Here is a 21,998-nt window from a genome sequence, read left to right on the forward strand (position 1 = left end):
GGCTTGGCGGAGTGGCGAAGAAAAAAGCGAAAGAGCGGGAACGGCGTGAAATGCGCAGGGACAGCTGAAAGGCAGGGACAATGAAAAAAGATCTCATTCAGAACAGGGTTGGTTGGCCAGCCCGGGTTTGCGAGATCATTGGATTGGCAATGATCTCTCTGGTAGCGCTCGCCGCCGCGCCGGCGGCATCCCAGGTCCGCGATATCGCTATCGATGATGGGGAAGTTTCGAGTGTCACGCTTGAGCCAGGATTTACGCTAACGATCCAGGCGGACGGGATTTACGCCGACGTTGTGGTTGGAGATTCGGCCGTGGCAGATGTCTTCCCGCTGACGGCTTCGTCTCTTTATATCCAGGGCAAAACTCCGGGCTTTACGAACATCACGCTTTATGACGAAAACAGCCAGCTTATCGAAGTGATTGACGTGCGCGTGCGGCTCGACTTCCAAGAGTTGCGCGATACGATCAACGCTGTCGTGCCGAGTGCTGAGGTCGATGTGACCAGTGTCAACAACTCCATAAGGCTGTCGGGACGGGTGAAGGATGCGGTAGACCTTCAAAGAGTACTGGACATTGCAAGGCAATACACCGGCGAGAGTTCTACCATCATCAACGCTATACGGTTGAAGGATCCGCAGCAGGTCGAGCTGGATGTTCGGATTCTCGAGGTCAACCGCAATGCGGGTCGTGCGCTTGGCGTTCAGCTATCTGATAACGATGGCAGCAGCACAGGTGCTAGTGACTTCACGCCCTTTGGTACATTCGTTGGCGAATTGCTCGAGATTTCGGGTACGCAGATCGACTTCGTGATTAACGCGCTGGAGGACAAAGGGCTCGCCCGGCGCCTTGCTAACCCGAGACTTGTCACGACCAGCAATGTCGAGGCGGACTTCACCGCTGGCGGTGAAGTGCCCATCGACGAAAGCACCACCGACGAAAACGGCAACGTCGCCACATCGACCGGTTACCGCGACTACGGCGTGACGCTGAACTTCCTGCCGACCGTGTTGGATGATGGCCTGATCCGTCTCCGGGTCCGCCCGGAGGTCAGCGATGTCGACACGTCACTCTCGGTGAATGGCAACCCGGCTTTCATTTCGCGAAAAGCGGATACAACGGTCTCCCTCCGAGATGGCCAAAGCTTCGCAATCGCAGGGCTTCTTGACACATCGAATGAAAGGAACGTCGCGCAACTGCCTTGGTTGGGTCAGTTGCCCGTCCTCGGGACGCTCTTCCGGTCGACCGAGTTCCAGAAGCAGGAAACGGACCTGGTTATCCTCGTCACGCCGCGTCTCGTCCGCCCGGCGGCGCCGGATGAGCCTCTGGTCTCGCCGCTCGATGGCACGCGGTCGAGCAATGACGTTGAGCTTTTCCTGCTCGGCATGCTCGAAGTGGATCGGGACATGATACGCGCTTTCGAACTCGGCGAGGGAGTCGTCGGGCCGTACGGACACCTGATTGATCTGGAGTTTGACGATGGTCTTGCGGTCAAGAAATAAGGCGGTTCTCGCCCTCATCGCGTCGGCAGCCCTGCTCGGCGGCTGCGCCGATTACATGAATAACTGGGATACGGTGTCGTTCCGTGCCGGGAACGCGATGGACGCGAATACGGGAATCCAGGAGATATCGCCTTGGCCTCCAAATGTCGAAAACACGGACATCGAATTCGGCGGCTAAGTAGCGCCAGCGCTTCGAGACCTTGCATCGATGTCGCAATTTCCCTGAGTTCTGGCGAAGAGCCAGAGCTTAGGATTGGGGTAGTGTAGGATAATGCGCCTAAGGTTTCGGCACTTTTCCTGGTTTCGCCGATCCCAACGGGGCTCGGTTCTGGTCGAGACGATCGTCGTACTGCCGGTGATTACAATCTTCTCAATTGGCCTTCTGGAGTTTGGTACAATTCTCTGGCAGCGCCACCAGATCCAGACGGGGGTCCGGGACGCCGCCCGTTATTTGAGCCGCTGCACATACGATGCGGCGACCTGTAGCAAGATCGCCAAGAACATCGCGTTTTATGCGGACCCTCTTGGCACTGCCGCCACGCCGACGCCGGGAGAGCGGGTTCCGGGCTGGAATGGTAGTCCAGCGAGCGAATTCCAGGTCACGCCCGCCACACCGGCCATCGGCGATGTCATCACGGTTTACGCCCAGACCGCGTACAGGGGCTCACCGTTGTTTTCGGCGCTCGGCCTCGAAGAGACGATTGAACTCGAATACTATCACCAGACGCAAGTCTTTGGATTTTGATGAGAACTCACATACGCGCATTTTCGAGGAACGAGAGCGGCTTGGCCCTTGTAGAAGGGCTTCTGGTGATACCGCTCGTCCTGTTGGTTTTCGCGGCGCTCATCGAATTTGGTTTTGCTGTTTTTCAGTGGAACCAGACAGTCAAAGCGATGCAACATGGGGCCCGGCTGGCGGCTGTTTCTGACCCTCTAACCAATATATCCGCCCTGGCCAACAGTACGTTGGATCCAGGCGAGGACTTTCCGGACCCGACCGATCCGGCGAATTTCGTGGCTCCGATTTCCTGCCCTGGAGATCCGCCGACAGATCCACCGACATGCTCAGATGGCACTAACGTGGACACGGACGCGTTAGACTGGATCTTTTACGGGTCTGACGGCACGTGTAATGCGGCAGCAGGCGGTCGCCTCGGTATGTGCGATGTGAACCCTCGGTTGAGAGAGGAAAATGTCCGAGTAACCTACCACAGATCCGGGCTCGGTTATGTTGGAAGACCGGGCGGTGCAACGGATGGCGGCGCCGTGGTAACCATCACAGTGGAAGCCGTTGGCGTTTCGTTCGATCTGCCAATCATTGGCGGTGTACTGGCTGCATTCGGTGGAAGCGGAGAAGGGATTACTATTGAAATCCCGGCCAATCCAGTCACGGTCACCAGTGAAGATTTGTGCACGAGTGCAAGCTGTTGAGGTTGAAAACACCCGTCGAGCAGAGAGCTAGGAATACATGGCAAGTAGTGCGAAGCAGACAGTCCTGATCATTCGGCCCGAGACCGCGGAACCAGGTGACGTCGCTGCCGTTCTTGAAGGAGCGGCACGTCTGGCGCTGCAGCACAGGGCAGCGACCAGCCATGATGGGCCAGCTGAGCTGTCCCCGGATCTGGTAATTGCAGATTTCGACGAAGTAGCCCAACCGGAGCTGGATCTTCTTGAAAGCCTGCGCGGCGAGTTTCGCTCAGTGCCCATGATCGTCGTGTCAAACGAATTGGGCGATGATCAGGTTCGCCGCCTGTTCCGGTTGCAGATTTCGGACTGGCTGCGGAAACCGCTCGACAAGGACGCTCTGATGGAAGCCGTCTCGGCGGCTGTTGCGGTTACGAAAACCACGGGAAACCCGGTTCATGCCGTCATCTCTTCGATCGGTGGGGCAGGTGCCACTACTGTTGCCGTTTCTATGGCGGATCTGCTCGTGAACAGACTGACCACGGGTGATGCGCCAATCGCGGTTTTCGATCTGGACTTCTCGCTTGGCGATGTCGGACTGGGTCTTAACATGGTTAATGACTACCGGCTCGGCTCGGTAGTCGACCATCCGAACCGGATCGACCGCGAATTCATCAACCTGATCCAGCGCCAGCACGACGCCGAGTTTTTTATCTACTCCTTCAAGGAGCCTGATCTACCGATTCATCCTGGTGGCGAAGAGCTGGTCCTGAGGATGCTCGATGTAGTCAGCGCAGAGCATCGACACACCGTGCTGGATATGCCCTACTATGAAGCGCCCTGGACCGAAGAGGTCCTGTCGGCGGTGAATACATGCACGGTGGTCACCGAGCTGAACCTGCCCGCTGTCAAACATGCATTGGACTGGGTCAAGCGAATCCGCCGCAGCCGCGGTGAAGATTTTCCGCTGCACGTCGTCATTAACAAGCACCAGCGCTCGATGTTCGGACAGAGGATCAAGAAGAAAAAGCTGAAAGAACTGTTCGACCCGACGCCGTTTACCTACCTTCCCGAAGACGAACGGACGCTGGATGAGAGTCTTGATCGTGGTATACTGCCGCGTCAGCTTTATTCACGCTCTCCCTTCGTAAAACGCCTTGAGCGTTTCATGCGCGATATCGATATCCTCGGAGCCAAGTCCTGATGCCAGTCCTGTCGGCTATTTCGCCAAAACGCCTTTCGGGCCTTGTCGCCCTTTGTCTCGGCGCCCTCATCTTTTTCGCTGGGCCAAGCACGGCGTTCCAGGCCCTCGGTCCAGCGGCGCCCTCTGTTGCAGACCATGTCGTGCAGGTGGAGACCAAGAGAGTACCGCGCAGTCACGGCCCGCAGAGCCGCGAGATCGTCTCCTACCCTTCCTCGGAGCCGCCAGGCACAATCATTATCTCGAATTCCGAGCGCACGCTTCACCGTATCCTCGGTGGCGGCAAGGCGGAGCGTTACAAGATCAGCGTCGGCCGAGATGGTTTCACCTGGACCGGGACGACCGTGGTTGGGCGCAAGGCCGAATGGCCAGCCTGGCGCCCTCCCGCCGATATGCGCAAACGCGAGCCTGACTTGCCTTCCTACGTGCCGCCGGGGCCCTATAATCCGCTTGGCGCGCGCGCGATTTACCTGTTCCAGGGTGGGCGTGACACGCTCTACAGGATTCACGGGACGAACGACTCATCCAGCCTTGGGGGTTTCCAGACCTCCGGCTGTTTCCGGCTTTCGAATGCCGACGTAATGGAGCTCTTCGGAAAAGTGCGTGTAGGTACCAAGGTCATAGTGCGGCCCTAGCTTCACCCGGTTTGGGGAAGGAGACCAAGATGGCAGGACGTTTCTTCCGGCAGCGCAACGCCGCGCCGAAACGTGTCGAGGCAGACGACGGAAATGGTGTGCTGGTGCTCGAAGAGAGCGGCAAGTCGGGCTTGCAGGACGAGCCAAAGCCCAACGGTGCTGCGAGCAGTACGCTTCCGGATTTCGTGGCAGAGCGCGTCAACCTCCACCGGTATCTCCTCGAGCAGATCAATCTTGCGGTGCTTGATGCGATGAACGAGGAACAGCTCCACGCGGAGCTGCGCCCTCTCGTTAGGTCCTATGCCAAGGACAATAATTTTCCACTTAATGCCGGCGAGCTGGACGCGCTGACTTCCGACATCGCCGACGAGATGCTGGGCCTCGGTCCGCTGGAACCACTTCTCGGCGACGACACAATCTCTGACATCCTCGTGGTCGGAGCCGGCAAAGTCTATGTCGAGCGCTTCGGCCGCGTCGAGGAAACACGCGTGCGCTTCAAGGATGAAGAGCACCTGATGCGGATCATCAACAAGATCGTGGCCTCGGTCGGCCGGCGGGTGGACGAGGCTTCCCCTTTAGTCGATGCTCGCCTCGCCGATGGGTCGCGTGTCAACGTGGCTGTGCGCCCTGTCGCGGTGGATGGGCCGCAGCTGTCAATCCGGAAATTCTCGAAGAAGCCCTATCACCTAAAAAAGCTTGTTGAAAACCATGCGCTGCCTGAGGCGATGGCTGACCTTTTGGCGAATGCCGTTCGCGGAAAGGTTTCGATGGTTATTTCCGGCGGAACGGGCTCTGGTAAGACGACGATGCTGAACGCCTTGTCAGCCTATATTCCGCACGGCGAGCGCATGGTCACTATCGAGGACGCGGCGGAACTCCAGCTGCAGCAGCCGCACGTGGTTCGCCTGGAGACACGCCCGCCTTCGGTCGACGGACGCAATGAGATTCTGCAGCGCGATCTTGTGAAAAACGCGCTCCGGATGCGACCCGACCGGATCATCGTGGGCGAGGTTCGGGGCCCCGAAGCCTTTGACATGCTGCAGGCCATGAACACCGGTCACGAAGGCTCGATGACTACGATCCATGCCAACAGCCCGCGTGACGCCCTGGCGCGCATGGAGCAGATGGTCGGTATGGCAGGCATGCCAATGAGCCAGACCGCAATCCGGTCACAGATCTCTTCGGCTATCCACGTAATTATTCAACTTGAGCGTCTCCGCGACGGCTCGCGTCGTGTCGTATCCATCGCGGAGCTCACAGGCATGGAGGGGGACGTTATCCAGCTCCAGGAGATCATGAAGTTCAAGAAGCTGGGTCTCGACCAGGACGGTAATCTTCGCACCGAATTCCGCGCGACGGGAATCCGACCGCGCTTCCTCGAAGACCTTGAGGCAATCGGTCTCGAGGTAGATACGCGCATGTTTGATCCCTCCATAAAGCTCTGAGGTGCCGCGATGACTGAGATCATGATCTATGGCGCCGTCTTCGTCGCGGGGTTGCTGGTTTTCGATACCCTCCTCCGAGCCCTTTTCGGTGCCCGACGAAAATCGGCCGAGGTCAATTCGCGACTAGAGACACTGCAGCGTTCCGCAAACCGAGGTGAAGCTTATCGCAACCTCCTGAGGAAGCGTACGAGCCAGGATAGAAACTCGTTCCTGGCCCCTTTTCGATGGGTTGCCCGGCTGTATGAGCAGTCTGGCCTCGAACTCGCGACGCATCAGCGCTTCCTGAGTGTAGCTGCGATCTTCGTCGCTTCCTGGTTTGCAATTTCGCTTTTCTATGCGGGGCCGCTCGTCATCAAGCTCGTCTTGCAGATCGTCCTGACGGTTACTGTGACGGTCGCGACAATTGCTTACATGCGCGCGCGCCGCATCAGGAAGTTCGTCAATCAATTGCCCAATGCGCTTGATATCATTGTCCGAAGCCTGAATGCAGGCCATCCGCTCGGTGCTGCCATTGCACTCGTTGCCCGCGAGATGCCTGATCCCATTGGATCAGAATTTGGCATCCTGAGCGACCAGTTGGCTTTTGGGGGTGCTCTCGACGACAGCATGCTGGACATGGTCGAACGGGTCGGCGCGGAAGAGGTCAAGCTCCTGGCGGTTACCCTGACGGTTCAACAGGGAACGGGTGGTAACCTCGCAGAACTGCTGGAAAACCTGGCTACGATGGTTCGCGAGCGGCTTATGCTTAGGAACAAGATTCGTGCGATCTCGGCAGAGGGGCGTGCCACCGCGGCAGTGCTGGCGGCCTCGCCCTTTGTTCTATTCTTCATGCTGAACGCGATGGTCCCGACGTATTTCGACCCGCTTTGGGAAAGCGGATATGGGACCGAGGTGGTCGTCGTCTGCTTGACGATGATGGCCATCGGAACGGTCATACTGAACCGCATGGTCAATTTCGACTTCTAGATCACGACGTCACAGCCGGGAGAAGAGTTCGTATGGAACAGTCATTAATTCTCGCCGTGATCTTCTTTGCGGCGCTCACTCTCAGCTACGGGATCATAAACGGCATGCAGTCCCGCCGCGATATGCGGCGGCGCTCGGACATGCTCGATGGACAGAGCGCGGGTGGGGTCGCGATCGCGAATGAAGACCTCGACCGGGTCATGGGATCCGAGAACGAGTACATTCGAAATTATATTGAGGTTTTGCGCAAGGAAAGGCCTGACAGCCTTCGGTCCCGGCTGATCCGAGCCGGTTACTTTTCGAAGACGGCCCTCTTTGTTTTTAACCTTATTCGCATTTTTGTAACGATGGCCGTGTTCGCGAGTGCGTATGTCCTCGTTGAAATCATCTACCCGGAAACGAACAGAACAATTACGGGGCTGTTCGCGGGCATCGTCGCAGGCGTTGCATTTATCCTCGTGGCTGCTGTCCTGGACCGGCTGGGTAACAAGCGTGAGATCGCGTATCGCAAGCTTTTTCCCGATTTCATGGATCTTCTCATCGTTTGCGTCGATGCGGGTCTCAGTATCGAGGCTGCACTCGATCGTGTCGCGCGCGAATATCTCCAGACGCAGCGCGATTTCGGGATCAACCTGGCGATTATTACTCTCGAAGTTCGTGCTGGCCGGCCGATGCACGAAGCGATCAACAATTTTGCTGAGAGGGTGAATCTTGAGGAAGCAAGGTCGCTTGCTATTCTTTTCCGGCAATCCGAAGAGCTTGGCTCGAGCGTGCGCCAGACCCTGCGCGTCTTCAGCAAGGAAATGCGCCAACTCCGTTTGACCCGGGCCGAGGAGAAAGCGAACTCTCTGGCAGTCAAGATGATCTTCCCGCTCGCTTTGTTCCTGTTCCCGGTCAACCTCGTTATCGTAATTACGCCGGTGATGATATCGATATTGGCTATGTTCTTCGCGATGAGTCCCGGCGGGTGACCGACAATATTAACGTTGTGTCGCCGCCACGTTCTTCCAGGCGAGATCCAGCATTTCCGGGGTCAGTTGCGTCGGGACCCCCTTGAAGGCGCAGGCCGCTTCCACGTGCTTGACGAGGAAGCCCGGATGGGCGCCTGATGTGACAAGGTTCCCGTCCTCGTAGATCCGCCGGTAGAAATGCTCGATGTCACCCTTGGGATAGTCGAGCTTCTCGTCCTCGCAGACCCGACGGAAGATCTCGAGATAGTCTTCCTTGGTCGGGCTCGGCACGAAGATCTTGAAATAGAGCCGGCGGAGCGCGGCCGCGTCGGCCATCTCCTCGGGCATCATGTTGGTCGAGAAGATCACCAGCTGGTCGAAGGGGACCTGGAATTTCTGGCCGGTATGGAGCGAGAGCATGTCGAAGCCGCGCTCGAGCGGCACGATCCAGCGGTTCAGCAGCTGCTGCGGCGTGTTCACCTGGCGGCCGAAATCGTCGACGACGAAAACCCCGCCCACGGCTTTCAGGTGGACCGGCGCCTCGTAGAAGCGGCTCGAGCGATCGAAGATCAGGTCGAGCATCTCCAGCGTCAGCTCGCCCCCGGTGACCGCAACCGGCCGCTTGCAGGCCACCCAGCGCGGGTCGAGCGGCGTCTCGGGGTCGGGGCGATCCACGAGCTCGTGGATCGTCTCGTCGTAGAACTTGATCATCTGCCCGCCGACGATGATCGCGTGCGGGAAATAGAGCGTGTCCTCGAGCGTGGAGCCGAGCGCCTCGGCGATCGAGGTCTTGCCGTTACCGGCCTCTCCATAGAGGAGTACCGAGCGCGCGGAGTTAACCGCGGGCCCGAGCTGCATGATGAGGTCGCCCGGCAGCACGAGCTTGCCGAGCGCTTTCTCCAGCTTGTCGCGGTGTACCTCTTCATGGGTGATCGATTGCAGCGCCACCTGGTCGCGGAAGGCCTGGAGCGTCACCGGGGCGGGCCCGACATATTGCGAGGCAAGCATGGCATCTGCCGCCCAGGCCTTGCCGCGGTCGGTCAGCCCGTAGCGGATATCGGACTTGACGTCGCCATGGCTGACAAGCCCGTGGGACTCCACGAGGCTCAGATGCTGCATCTCTTCGACGAGCTTTCGGGCCAGGGGCCTCGGCAGCTTGATCTCGTCTGCGAGCAGCGCCGGCGTCATGATCCCGAGGGCGTTCATGATTTTCGCAGCGAGGCCGATGAGGAAAGTCTGGTCAAGCCCCGTTTCTTCCAGGCTTTCGGGTGGCGTCGGTGGTTTGAAATATGTCACGGCCTGTTTGTCTGCCTGTAATGCGTAACCCCAAGGTGAGAAAAGGCTAGCCATACTGGTCGATCCGCGCAAGCGGAGATGCCGAATTATCCAACTCCATCGCATACTTGAACTGCTTGCAGCACACAGGGTGGAGCGCTAGCGTGTTCATAGATGAACGGATGGTTGCCCATCAAGTTTTCGCGATCTGCAGCTGTGTCGATTCGAGCGAGCTAGCGCGGTCGAGCTTGGCTTGGCACAGGTTGCTGAACTTTTCCGAGTGCTGCATGTGGCGCATGCAGTGGTGCGGTAGCTATTGAGCAAAAGGCCCTCTTTCAAAGATTCCATGAGCAGTCGGCTAACCGTCAGGCTACCGCAATTGAAACTGAAATCAGTTTATGAAGTGTAAACTGATACCGCGCGCGACGCGCTTACGTAGAATCTGGGCCAAGACTCAAAGCTCGCGGCAAAAAAGAATGGCGTGACGAGACGCGACCGCATTCTGAAGCGCAGTTTCGACGTTGGCGTAGCCACGGTTGGTCTGCTCCTACTTTGGCCGGTGATGCTTTTGGCCTGGTGGCTTGCGGCGCGCGATACGGGCGCTAGCGGTTTTTTTATTCAGGAACGGGTGGGCCTTCACGGAAGAATTTTTCAAATCGTGAAACTACGCACTATGCGGCCCGTAGGGGGATCAACGGTCACGACTGCGAATGATATGCGGATTACGCCGCTCGGACGGCTTTTTCGGAAGTGTAAACTCGACGAGCTGCCGCAGCTCTGGAACGTGCTGAAGGGGGATATGTCACTGGTCGGGCCGCGTCCCGACGTGCCCGGTTTTGCAGACAGGCTTAGTGACGCCGACAGGCTGCTTTTGACGGTGCGCCCCGGAATTACCGGACCGGCAACCCTCAAGTATCGGAATGAGGAAGAAATTCTTTCGAGCGTCGAGGATCCGGAGGACTTCAGTCAATCCGTCATATGGCCGGACAAGGTACGGATCAACTGTGCCTATGTTCAGAACTGGAGTTTCGCCGAAGACCTGGTCCTCATATGGAGGACATTGAGGCAATGACCCTTCCAAAGGCGCTGCCTTTTACGCCTGTAATCATAATCGGCGCAGCTAGATCGGGAACAAATGCCCTGCGTGATGCCCTGACAGAGTTGCCCGGTTTCGAGACCTGGCCATGCGATGAGATCAATCCCATCTGGCGACACGGCAACTTGCGCCATCCGGATGATGAGTTGCCTGCCGGTGCGGCTCGACCTGAGGTGTGTCGCTACGTACGCCGCTCTTTTGAGCGCATCTGGAGACGGTGCGGCCGGCCGGCTTTTGTCGTAGAGAAGACCTGTGCCAACAGTCTCCGCGTCCCCTTCGTCGATGCCATCCTGCCTGAAGCGGTATTCCTCTACATAGTCCGAGATGGTGTAGATGTCGTTGCTTCCGCACGAAAGCGCTGGCTGGGTGAGCTGGAGGTTCCTGGGTTGTCCTATTTTCTGGCCAAGGCACGCTTTGCGCCGCCGGGTGATCTACCGGTCTACGCCACGGCTGCCCTGAGCCGACGCATTGCGGTCAGCCTTGGTCGTCGCAAACATTTGGGCGTCTGGGGACCACGTTTCGCTGATATGGACCGCTATTACGATGCGCCCGTCGAGGAACTCTGCGCGCGGCAATGGGCTGCCTGTGTTGGCCGGGCAGATGCAGCCTTGTCTAATCTCTCTAGGAGCAGGGTAATCAGCGTGCGATACGAAGACCTGGCGGATAACCCTTCCGGAACACTCAATCGCATCCTGGAACGGCTTGGCACTGACCTTCCCTCGGATATGGTTACGGCTGCGGCGGGAAAAATTCACGGGGCGAGCGTCGGGAAAGGTCGAAATTATATCGAGAACCTGCAAGAGATAATGCCGATCCTCGAAGTTCCGCTTATGCGTCACGGGTATAGCTGAGATGCGCATCTATCTCTCCCGTCCGCACATGTCCGGCCATGAGCAAGCTCATTTGGCGCGGGCCTTCGCCTCCGGTTTCGTCGCCCCGGCTGGCCCGCAGCTCGACGCTTTTGAGGACGCCGTGGCAGAGTATCTTGGGCCCGGCCTGCACTGCGTGGCCTTGTCCTCGGGATCTGCCGCGCTGCATTTGGCGCTCCGCATCGCCGGGGTCGGACCGGATGACGAGGTTTGGGTGTCGTCCATGACCTTCGCCGGTGGCGTCTTCCCGATCCTCTACCAGGGGGCGACGCCAATGTTTTTCGATCTTGCGCCCGCGACCTGGACAATGGACGCCAAGCTGGTCGAGGACGCGCTGGCGCGTGCACAGGCGGAGAACCGGCTCCCGAAGGCGATTGTTCCGACGGATCTATATGGCCAGAGTGTTGACCTGAACCGGTTCGAGGCGCTGGCAGCCGCGTACGGCGTGTCCCTCATAGTCGACTCGGCCGAAAGCTTCGGCGCGTTCTATCGGGAAACCCGTAAAGCCGGCTCCGGCGGCGATGCTGCGATCCTGTCATTCAACGGCAACAAGATCATCACGACATCCGGCGGCGGTATGCTTGTCACGCGCCATGAAGACTGGGCGCGGCAAGCGCGGTTCCTGGCGACCCAGGCGCGGGACCAGGCGCCGCATTACGAGCACTCCACATACGGCTACAATTACCGCCTGTCCAACATTTCTGCCGCGGTCGGTCTGGGGCAAATGGAAATCCTGGAAGAGCGTGTCGCTCGACGGCGACGGGTTTTCGAGCGATATCATGAACAGCTCGCGCCTCTTGGCGTAAGCTTCATGCCGGAAGCCGAGGGTGACCGCGCCACGCGCTGGTTAACCGTTGCCGTGATAGATCCTGAGCGCTGCGGGGTGGACCGAGAAAAAATCCGCAGACATCTTCTCGACCACGAGATCGAGGCACGCCCGGTCTGGAAGCCGATGCATCTTCAGCCGCTTTTCGAAGGAGCAGGCTACGTCGGCGCGGGATTTGACGAAGGCTTATTCGAAAACGGCCTCTGTCTGCCATCGGGCAGCGACATGACGGATGCGGAGCAGGACGAGGTTATCGGCTTGATTTCTCACCTGATCGAGCGGGCATGAGGTCTTGAAGCTTCTGCTCTCTCATCGTTTCTTTTGGCCTGATACCTCGCCCTACGCGCTCATGCTGCGTGCAATGGGCGACCATTTTGCATCTGCAGGCCACAAGGTACAGGTTCTTACCTCGGTGCCGTCTTACCGTGATGGCGCGGTTAAGGCGCCGCGGCGAGAGCGTCTGGGTTCACTTGATGTCCGCCGGGCTTGGGTGTTCTCGCGCGAAAAGGCACGTCCTTTCCGTCGTTTCGCCAATATCATTCTCTATTGTTCCAAGCTTTTCGGGCGCATTCTGCACGCGCGCCCGGATATCGTCATCGCTTCGACATTCCCACCAGTGATCGCAGCCTGGACGGCCAGCTTTGCCGCGCGCCTAACGGGCGCGCGCTTCGTCTATCACATGCAAGATATTCATCCCGAGGTCTCGCAGATCAGTGGCCATGTATTGGGCAAAAGGCTGCCGGCCCGCATTTCGCTCGCACTCGACAATCAGACGCTGCGGCGCAGTGCTGCAATCGTGGTTCTCTCGGAAGACATGGCGGCAACCCTGGGCGCGCGCGGACTTGGTGCGCTGCCTATCCGCGTCATCAACAATTTTTCGCTGAGCGCCGACACCGCGCAGTCGCATGTACCGCCCGAAAGCCTTGAGAAACCCGGCGGGGTGCGGCGGCTGATCTTTGCCGGAAATCTTGGGCGCTTTCAGAACCTGGCCGCTCTCACGGAGGGTATCAGCCGGCTTTTCGGTCGCTACCCGGACCTGGAACTGATGTTCCTCGGAGATGGCTCGGCGAAGGCGGCGCTGGAGAGGGACTGGGGTGGGCATCCGCAGGTCAAGTTTGCGCCTTTCCTGCCTTTTTCGCAGGCCCAGGAACTCATCAGGACGGCCGATGTTGGGCTCGTGGCCCTAGCGCCCGGTATCTATCGAGTCGCTTATCCGTCAAAGCTTCTCACCTATGCCCAGCTCGGCGTGGCTGTTCTCGCACTTGTTGAGCCGGAGAGTGCCTTGGCGAGGGACATCCGCGAGCGGGGCTTGGGCGTGGTGCCCAAGAGTGACGATCCAAGAGACATCGCCGAGGCTCTTGACGAGCTGCTCGCCTCGGCTGATCGGCGTGAAGCGCTGGCCGCCTTTGCCGCCGACACGGCGCAGCCCTCGGTGGCCTTGTCGCGCTGGGATGCACTCCTTAAGGGGCTCGGTTCCGAAAAGGGTGGATCTGCGGCGACTTGATGGGACTTTCCAGACGGCTCCCTTGCCGCTGGATTTCCGCGTGTTCCGTCAGACAGGGAGTCGCGGGTGAAATGACGGGATGCCTGCCGGCTTTGGATGTGAGCTGTGATTTGAGATATCAATCCAAAAAGCGCCAGGCGGCTCAGACCAGAGACTTTCTGAGGTAGCGAGCGAAATGCGAGTCCTTCCCCAAGTCGTCCTGGCCGACCTGTCCGATCTGTCGCGCCCGAGCAAATACGCGATTATCTTAATCGTCGATACGGCGCTTGCCCTGCTCGCACTCTATCTGGCCTTCCTGCTGCGTCTAGGCGAACCGGTTTTCTTCGCCGAAACCCCTCTCAGCATGTCGGCCCTTTTCGGAGTCATGACCGTTGCCACTCCCGCGGTACTTGTGTTGCTACGGGTGCCCTGGATCAAGATTTCCGCCCTCGAAGGCCGTGCCGTCACGCGGATCGCGATCGCGGCCTTCCTACTGGGGGGCGTTTCGATTGCTGCCGGCTTCCTGCTTCAGGCGTTCCTTCCGCGCACCGTCCCGTTCATTTTCTCTCTGGTCTTTTTCACCTTTGCCGTTCTGGTCCGGATCCTGGGGCGCCAACTGATCACCTATGCCAGTACGCGTGGAGCGGTCGCGGACCGTGTTGCGATATACGGGGCAGGCTCGGCCGGTATCCAGCTCGCCTCCGCGCTCCGGCAGGCCCAGGAACTGCGCCCGATCTTTTTCCTCGACGACGACCCCAAAGTTCATGGCCTGATAGTGGCCGGTTTGCCGGTCTATCCCCCGGAGAACTTGTCCGAGAAGCTTGGACGCCATCAGATCAGCCACGTGCTCATGGCCATGCCGTCCCTGAACCCGCACCGTGTGAAGGAGCTCGCCGACAGCGTCGCCGAGTTCGGTGTCGAGGTGCGTGCCCTGCCATCTTACGTCGATATTCTGGCCGGTAATGACGGTATCGGGACCCGCACGGTTACCCCCGACGAGTTGCTTGGACGTGGTGAGGTTGATCTCGCCACCCCGGCCATTGCCCGCGCTTACGCCGGGAGTTCCGTCATGGTGACAGGGGCAGGGGGGTCGATCGGCTCGGAACTCTGCCTGCAGCTGATTGAGTGTGGTCCGTCAAAGATCGTGCTTTTCGATCAAAGTGAACTGGGGCTCTACACGATTCACCAGGATCTCAGGGCGTTGGCGGATGCCGCCGGGATAGAGCTCTCGGCCCGGCTTGGCTCCGTCAATGATCGCCAGAGGGTCGAGAGTGTCCTCGCCGAAGAGTGTGTTGACACGGTCCTTCATGCGGCAGCTCTGAAGCACGTCCCAATGGTCGAGCATAACGAGATTGAGGGCGCGCGTACCAATGTGCTTGGCACCCAGACGGTTGCCCTTGCAGCCGAAGCGGCCGGCGTTGCGCGGTTCGTTCTGGTCTCGAGTGATAAGGCGGTGCGACCGACAAACGTCATGGGCGCAACGAAACGGCTGGCCGAATTGATCATACAGGATATGGCGACGCGGAGCACGGCAACGCGCTTTTCCATGGTGCGTTTCGGCAACGTGCTGGGCTCGTCCGGCTCAGTCGTGCCGCTCTTCCAGCGCCAGATCGAGGCAGGGGGGCCCGTGACGGTCACAGACCCTGACGTCACCCGGTTTTTCATGACAATTCCGGAAGCCGCGCGGCTCGTTCTGCTGGCCGGATCCTTCTCGGAGGGAGGTGAGGTCTTCGTCCTTGACATGGGCCAGCCGAGAAAGATCATTGATGTCGCGCGCAGCATGATCGAGCTCAACGGGCAACGCATCTACGACCCCGAGACCGACGCGGGTGATATTCGCATCGAGTTCACAGGGCTCAGGCCTGGAGAAAAGCGCTATGAGGAGCTGCTGATCGATTCAGCTAGCGTCTCCGGAACACCCCACCCGAAAATCCTGCGCGCAGCTGAGCGACATCTGAGCGAACATGAGATACAGGCCGCGATAAGAGAAATCAGGCAGGCAGTAGAAGAGCAGGCGCCCGCACGCATTCGTGAAGTTATCCGGACCCGTGTCGAAGGCTACAGCTGCCCTGAGGAGCCCGGGGTGATACTTTCAGGCAAGTTTTGAGGAAAAATAGGCCACCCCGTTCGAGCCATTTAGACCATTGACGTTGCTTTCCGTAACGTTGCACGCGTGCAGTCTTGAGTATGAAACAAGCTCGATGCGATAAGCGCCGGATTACCTATGCTCTTTGGGGACCGTAACATCGGAGTATACCGTCAGAATCCTATGCCAGGCAAAAAATTCTAGTGGCACGCGTCCACAGCGTCGTTGGTTATAGCGCGCCCTTTAATCCTGGGAATCATAAGTAGCCTTACTGAGGGAGACTCAAGCATCCTAGAGACATTTTTGATAGTTCAAATTTTGCGATTTCTCCTAGGTGGTGAGCTGAATAGACATTTTGGTAAAATTATAAATATGCATATTTCATTTTTCACAATATGCAAATTGCTCGATTTTAGGCCCACAATGAGTGAATTCATAAATTAAGCTCATTTTGTTTGAGAGTATTGATGCTTTTATTTACTACTGATTTGGAAAGACTTCTTAACATTGCTTTGCGATTGGTAACTTTGGGGGTCAGGTTCGCTTTTATAATCGTTCTGGCTAAGCTTCTGGACCCGGAGATGGTGGGGTATTATGGCCTTTTTTCTGCGACAGTCGGTTACGTAATATATCTTGTTGGCCTTGATTTTTATACATATGCAACACGGGAAATAATACCAACCTCGGCCGTGAAGCGTGGGCAATTTGTAAAAAGCCAAGTTGCCCTATCGCTGTGTCTCTACGTTGTCGTTCTGCCAATTGCCCTTGTATCACTCAGCCTGACAGATTGGCCCGTATCACTGCTCTGGTGGTTCGCACCAATTGTAATACTTGAGCACTTTAACCAGGAAGTTGCGCGGCTGTTAATTGCCCTGTCACGACCGGTTGGCGCAAGCTTGGTATTGTTCTTACGAAAAGCAAGTTGGGCGATACTGACCGTCGCGCTTTTGGCCACGACTGCCGAAAGTCGTCATTTAGACATGGTGTTTGCTCTCTGGGCCGCCGGTGGTTTTATGGCAGCCGCGGTTGGTTGGGTGAGCATATCCCGTCTAGGGATTGAAGGATGGCAACTGCCGATTGACTGGCTTTGGCTGAGGCGGGGCATTATTGTTAGCTTCGGTTTTTTTATGTCAACATTGGCTTTGCGCGGAGTCCAGATCCTGGATCGATACTGGCTTGAAGCGCTGGGCGGCGTTGAGATTGTAGCTGTCTATGTGTTGTTTATCGGAATTGCAGGCTCCTTGCTTGCTTTTTTGGACGCTGGAATTTTTGCATTCACCTATCCTGAACTTATTCGCCTCAATCACGAGAAAGATTTTAAGCGATTGCGGACTGAGACCTGTCGAGCCTTAAGGCAAACCGTTTTGTCCGTAGTCTTTTTTGGAGGGGTGAGCTTGATCTTATTGCCCTATCTCCTCGCCTGGGTTGGGACCCAGGTTTACCAGAATGAAAGTGGGATCTTCCCTTGGGTTCTTTCGGCAATGGCGCTTCAAGGCATCAGCATGGTCCCGCATTTTGCCCTTTACGCGCAAGGATTCGATAGACCAATTATTGTTTCTCATGTTGCCGCACTTTGCGTTTTTGTTGCGGCGACCGCAGTTTTCAGCCTGAACTGGCCGGTACTGGCTGTCCCAATCGCTTTAAACCTATCTTTCCTCTTTGTGCTGCTCTTGAAATCGGCTGCCTACCTCTACCTGACCCCACGCGGTAGTGTTGTCATTGCTGCTCGCCCCTCGTCTTAAGCTATTGGATATTGCCCAGATATGATCCGCTATGGACAGCAGGATATTACGCAGGATGACATCGAAGCCTTGGTTGATGTTCTACATTCCACCAATCTGACTCAGGGACCGCGAATTCCCGCTTTCGAAGATGCAGTGAAGGATGCAACGGGTGCTCACCATGCTGTTGCTGTGAACAGCGCGACGTCGGCTCTTCACATTGCCTGTCTGGCGCTTGATCTAGGGCCGGGGGATTGGTTGTGGACCACACCGAACACCTTCGTCGCTTCGGCTAATTGCGGCATCTACTGCGGTGCAATGGTCGATTTTGTTGATATCGATCCGCGCACCTACAATCTGAGCCCGATTGCGCTGGAGCAGAAACTCCGTTCGGCCGAGAAGATGGGGCGTTTGCCAAAGGTCGTCGTCCCCGTCCACCTAGCGGGCCAACCCTGCAACATGGAAGCAATCCACGCCCTTGGTCAGAAATACGGCTTCCGGATAATTGAGGACGCATCCCACGCGATTGGCGGTCGTTACAAAGGCGATCCAATCGGTAATGGGCGCTACAGCGACATCACCGTTTTCAGTTTCCACCCGGTGAAGATCATCACCACTGGCGAGGGCGGCATGGCGGTCACTAACGATGCTAACCTTGCTACCCGGCTTGGCCTTTATCGCAGCCACGGGATTACCCGCGACGCCGAATTGATGACGCAACCTATGGACGGCCCATGGTATTATCAGCAGGTTGCGCTCGGCTTCAATTACCGCATGACCGATATCCAGGCGGCGCTGGGCATCTCTCAGATGACGCGGCTGGAGCGGTATGTCGCGCGGCGCCACGAGATCGCTGCCCGCTATAAACCCTTGCTGGCCGATCTGCCCCTAACCTTGCCATGGCAGGATCCGGACAGCCATTCAGCGTTTCATCTCTACGTTATTCGGCTGCAACTAGAGAAAATTGCACCGACCACACATCGCGAGGTTTTTGATGCGTTGCGCTCTCAGGATATTATGGTGAATTTGCATTATATTCCTGTTCACACGCAGCCCTATTATCGGCAACTGGGCTTTGATTGGGGGGATTTCCCGAACGCGGAACAGTATTATCGGGAAGCGATCTCCATCCCGATGCACCCCTCCCTCAAGGACGAAGAACAGGACATGGTGGTGAATGTGCTGCGGAAGGCGATGGGCCGGTGACTGTCTGCGTGATCCCGGCCCGGGGCGGGAGCAAGCGGATTCCGCGCAAGAATCTGCGTGACTTCTGCGGGCGCCCGATGATCGCCTGGCCGATTGCTGCGGCACTTGAGAGCGGGTGTTTCGAGCGCGTCGTCGTGTCGACCGACGATCCCGAGATCGCCGCCGCCGCGCGCGCGGCCGGGGCCGAGACACCGTTCGAACGGCCTGCGGCACTTGCCGATGCCCACGCGCCGACGCGCCCGGTCATCGCCCATGCCATCGAGGCCCTGGAGGCCGAAGGCCCCGTTTGCTGTCTCTACGCGACTGCACCCTTTGTCCTCGCCGAGGACCTGCAGCGCGGCCGGTCGCGGCTCCAGCACAACGGCGTGACCTATGCCTTTCCGGTGACACGCTACGCGTTCCCGATCCAGCGGGCGTTGCGGATGGGGCCTGGTAACGCCGTCGAGATGGTGCAGCCCGAGCATTTCGGGACCCGCTCCCAGGATCTCGAGGAGGCTTGGCATGATGCGGGCCAGTTCTACTGGGCCGATGCCGGGCAATGGCGGACTGATGCCCCGATCTTCGGGCCCGGGGCCGTTGGCCTCCCCGTGCCGCGCAAGCGGGTGCAGGACATCGACACCGAGGAGGACTGGCAATTGGCCGAGCTCCTCTTCCGGGCGCAAGGGCTGGACCGCTGATGGTTGCGCGTTCCGTCATAGCGTTCCGGGCGGATGCCTCGATCGAGATCGGCACAGGGCATATGATGCGCTGCCTTACCCTGGCCGATACGCTCGCCGAGGCCGGGGCGGACTGCCATGTCCTCTGCCGCGACCTGCCCGGCGACCTCACCTCGCTGGTGCAAGAGCGGGGGCATCGCTGCCACCTTCTGCCTGCGCCGGAGGCGCACGCCGATGATGGCGCGACGCCACATTCGGCCTGGCTGGGCGTGACCCGGGCGCAGGATGCGCGGGACTGCCAGCCGATCCTGGACGATCTTCGCCCCGATTGGCTTGTCGTGGACCATTACGCGCTCGATGCCGCGTGGGAGCGGGCGGTGCACCCTGCTGTCGGGCAGGTCCTGGCGATCGACGACCTGGCCGATCGCCCGCATGAGTGCCATCTGCTGCTCGACCAGAACCTTGGGCGCGCGACGGAGGATTACGACGGGCTGGTACCCGCCGAATGCGCGCGGCTGATCGGCCCGCGCTACGCGCTGCTGAGGCCGGAGTTCCGGGCGCGGCGGGAAGAGAGCCTTGCGCGACGCAAGGACGGACGGCTGGAGCATATCCTGGTCTCGCTCGGCGGCGTCGATCAGGACAACGCGACCGGGCAGGTGCTGGACGCACTTGCCGGCGCGCCGCTGCCGGCAGAGTGCTGGATCACCGTGGTCCTCGGCCCCTCGGCGCCATGGAAAGAAGGTATCAGGGAACTTGCCGCCCGGATGCCTGTCCCAACGGAACTGCGGGTCGGTGTGCGCGACATGGCTGCGCTGATGGCTGAGGCCGACCTCGCCATCGGTGCTGCGGGCAGCAGCGCCTGGGAGCGGTGCTGTCTCGGCTTGCCGACGCTTCTGGTCGTGCTGGCGGAGAACCAGGTCCCGGCTGCCGACGCGCTTGTAAGGGCTGGGGCGGCAAGTCAGTTGACAAGCGATCAAGCAGCGTTGCCGCTCGGTTTAAGAGAAGTGCTGGAAGCTCCTGATCTGCCGACCAAGCTGATGCAGATGTCAAAAGCATCGGCAGGGCTGGTCGACGGAAGTGGGATCCCAAAAATTGTCAATAGGATATTTTCAGAACCACCTTACTGTGTGCGTCCTGCCCGGTTCGAAGATGCAGAGGCGATCTATGACTGGCGCTATCGAGGAAACGCTGCACGATATTATCGCAACACTGACATCCCGACCCTGACACAACACCTCGAATGGATGCGGTCTGCGCTTGAAAACAGTGAACGGACTCTCTTGATGGTCGAAAGTGGGACGGGCCCGGTCGCGCATGTGCGGATTGACAAGAATTCGGATGATCCGGATTGCTTAATCGTGAGCATTTGCATCTCGCGTTCGTTACGGGGCCAAGGGCAAGCTGCTGCGATACTTCGAGCAGCTCTTACGCAAAACGTGGTGCCTGCCGGCACAAGATTCTTGGCCGAAGTGCATAAGGAGCACGCAACGTCGCTGCGGTTGTTTGGCTCTCTGAGCTTCACGGAAGAGGCTCGTGATGGCGAGTTCGTAAGGTTATCCATGCCAGCGGAAAGCCTTGCCAGGGGTGAGGGACGTGACGTGGCTGATCCAAAGCAACTCATGAAGAGTGAATGTGATGATTAGGGTACGGGGCAGGGCGATTGGGCCGGACCAGCCACCGTATATTATCGCCGAGCTCTCCGCGAACCATAACGGGGACCTTCAAAAGGCGCTGAAGCTGATCGAGCTTGCCGCCGAAGCCGGGGCGGACGCGATCAAGATCCAGACCTACCGACCCGACACGATCACGCTTAAGAGTGACGCACCCGACTTTCAGATCACTGATGGGCCCTGGAAGGGTCGCACCCTCTGGGATCTCTACGACTGGGCGCATACGCCCTGGGAGTGGCACGCAGAACTCTTCGTCCATGCCCGAAAGGTCGGGATCACGCTCTTCAGCTCGCCCTTCGACCCCACCGCGGTCGACCTTTTAGAGGAACTGGACGCGCCGGCCTACAAGGTCGCGTCTTTCGAGGCAGTGGACCTGCCGCTCATCCGCTATATCGCATCGACGGGCAAGCCCATGATTATCTCGACCGGCATGGCGGACGCCCAAGAGATCGCCGAGGCCATCGCGGCGGCGCGGGACGGCGGGTGCAAGGAGTTGGTGCTGCTCCACTGCGTCTCGGGCTATCCGGCACCGGCGGCAGATTACAACCTGCGGACCCTGCCGGACATGGCGGAGCGCTTCGGAACGGTGGTTGGCCTGTCGGACCACACACTCGACAACACGACCGCCATCGCGAGCGTAGCCCTCGGCGCATCGGTGATCGAGAAACACGTGACCCTCGATCGGAGCGGCGGCGGGCCGGACGACAGCTTCTCGCTGGAGCCGCTGGAGCTCGAAGCGCTCTGCACGGGGGCTCGCACGGCTTGGGAGGCGCTCGGGCAAGTCGATTACGGCCGGAAGTCGAGCGAGCAGGGCAACGTGAAGTTCCGGAGGAGCCTTTATTTCGTAAAGGACTTGGAAGCCGGGGAATTGATCACTGCTGACGCTGTGCGCAGCGTCCGTCCCGGGAATGGGTTGTCGCCGAAGTTACTGGACAAGGTCTTGGGGAAACGGGTGAAAAGAAACGTAGCCAAAAATACGCCAGTTCGAGCAGTTGACCTTTGAAAACGGG

The 21,998-nt window shown here is 58.7% G+C and carries 19 protein-coding genes; 18 read left to right on the forward strand and 1 reads right to left on the reverse strand.

Annotation, left to right across the window (positions count from 1 at the left end; translation table 11 throughout):
* Positions 1–80: 80 nt before the first annotated feature.
* The 8 genes from ACQ5SP_RS14775 (at position 81) to ACQ5SP_RS14810 (ending at position 8,121) form a co-directional block, all read left to right on the forward strand.
* A complete protein-coding gene (locus tag ACQ5SP_RS14775) occupies positions 81–1,499 on the forward strand; it encodes a type II and III secretion system protein family protein (protein WP_430939166.1) in 1,419 nt (472 codons plus the stop codon).
* Positions 1,500–1,770: 271 nt separating this feature from the next.
* A complete protein-coding gene (locus tag ACQ5SP_RS14780) occupies positions 1,771–2,244 on the forward strand; it encodes a TadE/TadG family type IV pilus assembly protein (RefSeq protein ID WP_430939167.1) in 474 nt (157 codons plus the stop codon).
* A 41-nt stretch (positions 2,245–2,285) separates the two neighbouring features.
* Positions 2,286–2,930, forward strand: a complete 645-nt coding sequence (locus ACQ5SP_RS14785; protein WP_430939168.1) for a TadE/TadG family type IV pilus assembly protein — start codon at positions 2,286–2,288, stop codon at positions 2,928–2,930.
* Between the two features lie 37 nt (positions 2,931–2,967).
* Positions 2,968–4,107 (forward strand): hypothetical protein, encoded by a 1,140-nt coding sequence (locus ACQ5SP_RS14790; protein WP_430939169.1) that lies wholly within the window; start codon positions 2,968–2,970, stop codon positions 4,105–4,107.
* A complete protein-coding gene (locus ACQ5SP_RS14795; protein ID WP_430939170.1) occupies positions 4,107–4,739 on the forward strand; it encodes a L,D-transpeptidase in 633 nt (210 codons plus the stop codon). Before ACQ5SP_RS14790 ends, ACQ5SP_RS14795 begins: the two co-directional genes overlap by 1 nt.
* 29 nt (positions 4,740–4,768) lie before the next feature.
* On the forward strand, positions 4,769–6,184 hold the full coding sequence (locus ACQ5SP_RS14800) for a CpaF family protein (RefSeq protein WP_430939171.1): 1,416 nt from the start codon (positions 4,769–4,771) through the stop codon (positions 6,182–6,184).
* Between the two features lie 9 nt (positions 6,185–6,193).
* Entirely contained in the window at positions 6,194–7,150 is a 957-nt protein-coding gene (locus ACQ5SP_RS14805; RefSeq protein WP_430939172.1) for a type II secretion system F family protein, read from the forward strand.
* 32 nt (positions 7,151–7,182) lie between these two features.
* Complete coding sequence (locus ACQ5SP_RS14810) at positions 7,183–8,121, forward strand: type II secretion system F family protein (protein WP_430939173.1); 939 nt, start codon at positions 7,183–7,185, stop codon at positions 8,119–8,121.
* A 9-nt stretch (positions 8,122–8,130) separates the two neighbouring features.
* On the opposite strand, the gene ACQ5SP_RS14815 is transcribed toward ACQ5SP_RS14810, so the two are convergent.
* Positions 8,131–9,306 carry an ATPase gene (locus tag ACQ5SP_RS14815; RefSeq protein ID WP_430939174.1) on the reverse strand — a complete coding sequence of 392 codons (1,176 nt, stop codon included), beginning with the start codon at positions 9,304–9,306 and terminating at the stop codon, positions 8,131–8,133.
* Positions 9,307–9,856: 550 nt separating this feature from the next.
* On the opposite strand from ACQ5SP_RS14815, the gene ACQ5SP_RS14820 reads away from it, so the two are divergent.
* From ACQ5SP_RS14820 to pseI, 10 genes are all read left to right on the forward strand, one after another.
* Positions 9,857–10,447 carry a sugar transferase gene (locus ACQ5SP_RS14820; RefSeq protein WP_430939175.1) on the forward strand — a complete coding sequence of 197 codons (591 nt, stop codon included), beginning with the start codon at positions 9,857–9,859 and terminating at the stop codon, positions 10,445–10,447.
* On the forward strand, positions 10,444–11,322 hold the full coding sequence (locus tag ACQ5SP_RS14825) for a sulfotransferase family protein (protein WP_430939176.1): 879 nt from the start codon (positions 10,444–10,446) through the stop codon (positions 11,320–11,322). The genes ACQ5SP_RS14820 and ACQ5SP_RS14825 overlap by 4 nt, the downstream gene beginning before the upstream one ends.
* Before the next feature lies 1 nt (position 11,323).
* Positions 11,324–12,454 carry a DegT/DnrJ/EryC1/StrS family aminotransferase gene (locus ACQ5SP_RS14830; RefSeq protein WP_430939177.1) on the forward strand — a complete coding sequence of 377 codons (1,131 nt, stop codon included), beginning with the start codon at positions 11,324–11,326 and terminating at the stop codon, positions 12,452–12,454.
* A 4-nt stretch (positions 12,455–12,458) separates the two neighbouring features.
* Complete coding sequence (locus ACQ5SP_RS14835) at positions 12,459–13,670, forward strand: glycosyltransferase family 4 protein (protein ID WP_430939178.1); 1,212 nt, start codon at positions 12,459–12,461, stop codon at positions 13,668–13,670.
* A 175-nt stretch (positions 13,671–13,845) separates the two neighbouring features.
* Positions 13,846–15,756, forward strand: a complete 1,911-nt coding sequence (locus tag ACQ5SP_RS14840; RefSeq protein ID WP_430939179.1) for a polysaccharide biosynthesis protein — start codon at positions 13,846–13,848, stop codon at positions 15,754–15,756.
* A 446-nt stretch (positions 15,757–16,202) separates the two neighbouring features.
* Entirely contained in the window at positions 16,203–17,477 is a 1,275-nt protein-coding gene (locus tag ACQ5SP_RS14845; protein ID WP_430939180.1) for a lipopolysaccharide biosynthesis protein, read from the forward strand.
* Between the two features lie 21 nt (positions 17,478–17,498).
* Positions 17,499–18,662 carry a UDP-4-amino-4,6-dideoxy-N-acetyl-beta-L-altrosamine transaminase gene (gene pseC, locus ACQ5SP_RS14850; RefSeq protein WP_430939181.1) on the forward strand — a complete coding sequence of 388 codons (1,164 nt, stop codon included), beginning with the start codon at positions 17,499–17,501 and terminating at the stop codon, positions 18,660–18,662.
* 8 nt (positions 18,663–18,670) lie between these two features.
* A complete protein-coding gene (gene pseF / locus ACQ5SP_RS14855) occupies positions 18,671–19,339 on the forward strand; it encodes a pseudaminic acid cytidylyltransferase (protein ID WP_430939191.1) in 669 nt (222 codons plus the stop codon).
* Complete coding sequence (pseG, locus tag ACQ5SP_RS14860; protein ID WP_430939182.1) at positions 19,339–20,961, forward strand: UDP-2,4-diacetamido-2,4,6-trideoxy-beta-L-altropyranose hydrolase; 1,623 nt, start codon at positions 19,339–19,341, stop codon at positions 20,959–20,961. The genes pseF and pseG overlap by 1 nt, the downstream gene beginning before the upstream one ends.
* Complete coding sequence (gene pseI, locus ACQ5SP_RS14865; protein WP_430939192.1) at positions 20,954–21,991, forward strand: pseudaminic acid synthase; 1,038 nt, start codon at positions 20,954–20,956, stop codon at positions 21,989–21,991. The genes pseG and pseI overlap by 8 nt, the downstream gene beginning before the upstream one ends.
* Positions 21,992–21,998: the final 7 nt, after the last annotated feature.

Source organism: Rhodovulum sp. YNF3179, assembly GCF_050586465.1.
Lineage (GTDB): Bacteria > Pseudomonadota > Alphaproteobacteria > Rhodobacterales > Rhodobacteraceae > CAJXYS01.

Bases quoted from the DNA above. Each gene is read 5' to 3' on its own strand.
- ACQ5SP_RS14775 (WP_430939166.1), top strand. From the start codon at position 81: ATGAAAAAAGATCTCATTCAGAACAGGGTTGGTTGGCCAGCCCGGGTT.
- ACQ5SP_RS14780 (WP_430939167.1), top strand. From the start codon at position 1,771: ATGCGCCTAAGGTTTCGGCACTTTTCCTGGTTTCGCCGATCCCAACGG.
- ACQ5SP_RS14790 (WP_430939169.1), top strand. From the start codon at position 2,968: ATGGCAAGTAGTGCGAAGCAGACAGTCCTGATCATTCGGCCCGAGACC.
- ACQ5SP_RS14795 (WP_430939170.1), top strand. From the start codon at position 4,107: ATGCCAGTCCTGTCGGCTATTTCGCCAAAACGCCTTTCGGGCCTTGTC.
- ACQ5SP_RS14800 (WP_430939171.1), top strand. From the start codon at position 4,769: ATGGCAGGACGTTTCTTCCGGCAGCGCAACGCCGCGCCGAAACGTGTC.
- ACQ5SP_RS14805 (WP_430939172.1), top strand. From the start codon at position 6,194: ATGACTGAGATCATGATCTATGGCGCCGTCTTCGTCGCGGGGTTGCTG.
- ACQ5SP_RS14810 (WP_430939173.1), top strand. From the start codon at position 7,183: ATGGAACAGTCATTAATTCTCGCCGTGATCTTCTTTGCGGCGCTCACT.
- ACQ5SP_RS14815 (WP_430939174.1), bottom strand. From the start codon at position 9,306: ATGAACGCCCTCGGGATCATGACGCCGGCGCTGCTCGCAGACGAGATC.
- ACQ5SP_RS14825 (WP_430939176.1), top strand. From the start codon at position 10,444: ATGACCCTTCCAAAGGCGCTGCCTTTTACGCCTGTAATCATAATCGGC.
- ACQ5SP_RS14830 (WP_430939177.1), top strand. From the start codon at position 11,324: ATGCGCATCTATCTCTCCCGTCCGCACATGTCCGGCCATGAGCAAGCT.
- ACQ5SP_RS14840 (WP_430939179.1), top strand. From the start codon at position 13,846: ATGCGAGTCCTTCCCCAAGTCGTCCTGGCCGACCTGTCCGATCTGTCG.
- ACQ5SP_RS14845 (WP_430939180.1), top strand. From the start codon at position 16,203: ATGCTTTTATTTACTACTGATTTGGAAAGACTTCTTAACATTGCTTTG.
- pseC (WP_430939181.1), top strand. From the start codon at position 17,499: ATGATCCGCTATGGACAGCAGGATATTACGCAGGATGACATCGAAGCC.
- pseG (WP_430939182.1), top strand. From the start codon at position 19,339: ATGGTTGCGCGTTCCGTCATAGCGTTCCGGGCGGATGCCTCGATCGAG.
- pseI (WP_430939192.1), top strand. From the start codon at position 20,954: ATGATTAGGGTACGGGGCAGGGCGATTGGGCCGGACCAGCCACCGTAT.